Annotated in this window: 1 protein-coding gene; it reads right to left on the bottom strand. The window is 43.9% G+C overall.

The window, feature by feature from the left end; genetic code table 11:
• Window positions 1-27 precede the first annotated feature (27 nt).
• Window positions 28-978, bottom strand: coding sequence for an IS110 family transposase (locus FMR86_RS20270; protein WP_203545051.1), 951 nt, complete (start codon window positions 976-978; stop codon window positions 28-30).
• Window positions 979-1,146 lie beyond the last annotated feature (168 nt).

Raw genomic sequence — 1,146 nt, 5'->3', positions numbered from 1 at the left:
GCCGGAGCAACGGTGGCAAAAGTCAAGCTACGCAGGCTGCTCAGACCAATATTGGTCGTTAGCAATTAGGGCATTCAAAATGCCAAGTAACTTTCTCATTGATGCGACCATCGCAACTTTATGAGCTTTGCCAGCGTCAATTAAACGATTGTAAAAAACCTTTAACTTTGAATTGCTTCGTATCGCTGACATGCAGGCCATATAAAGGGTTGAGCGAACTTCGGATCGTCCTCCCCATATGTGTCTTCGGCCTCGGAACATCCCGCTATCGCGGTTAAGCGGGGCCACTCCAACGAGCGAAGCAATTTGTTTTCGGTTCAACGTGCCAAGTTCGGGCAGGTTTGCGAGCAATGTTGTACGCAAAACAGGACCGACACCAGGAACGGATTCAAGTTTTTCGGCCTTCTGAGAAAATTCTTCATCAGAAGCCAATAACTCTTGAAGGTTGTTGTCCAAATCATCGATTTGTTTGTTCAACCATTCGATATGACTGTTAATATTTAATTTTATTCCTTGAGGACTACTGGACAATCGGTTTTTTTCTTTAGTTCTCATGTTGATCAACTGGCGACGTCTTTTTAAAACGTGCTCAAGTTGTAAACCAATTTCGCTTTTTAACTCAGTTGGTTCTGGCCTGATCGCTTGCGCAAAATGCGCGAGCATCAAACTGTCAACTTTGTCGGTTTTTGCCAGTTTACCAGTGGCCTTTGCAAAATCGCGCGCTTGACGGGGATTTACCCGTGAGACCGGATAGTCCTTAAGAGCCAATGAAGCCATGACGGCATTTTCGAGTCCGCCTGTTGCTTCTAGGACAATTAATTCGGGTTTCCAGTTTTTGCACTTTTTAACTAAGGCACGAATTCCTTTCTCTGAATTTTCAAATGAAAGGTATTCTTCGGTTGGAAAGAGACAAACATCCAAAGAAGTCTTGGAGACATCTATACCAATAAACAGTTCATTCTTTTGTTTTTTTCCCATCCTAGCAAAACGCGGGCTTTCGATCCCAAGCAACGGTTCGGGTTAGAAGAACAAAGCATGACGACCCAAGCTCCGGCACGGTCTTAAAAAACCAAGGCAAAATCGGTCTGCCATGCAAAATTACAACTGTTTAATTGGTTAAACAACGTCAATCAAGACGTACTAGGC

It is taken from the genome of Desulfovibrio sp. JC010 (genome assembly GCF_010470675.1).
Classification (GTDB): domain Bacteria; phylum Desulfobacterota; class Desulfovibrionia; order Desulfovibrionales; family Desulfovibrionaceae; genus Maridesulfovibrio.
Note: the sequence above shows the minus strand (reverse complement) of the source record. Positions and strands in the feature narration are given on the sequence as shown.

What these genes read in the sequence shown, in the direction of transcription:
- FMR86_RS20270 (WP_203545051.1), bottom strand. Translation starts at nt 978, where the DNA reads ATGGGAAAAAAACAAAAGAATGAACTGTTTATTGGTATAGATGTCTCC.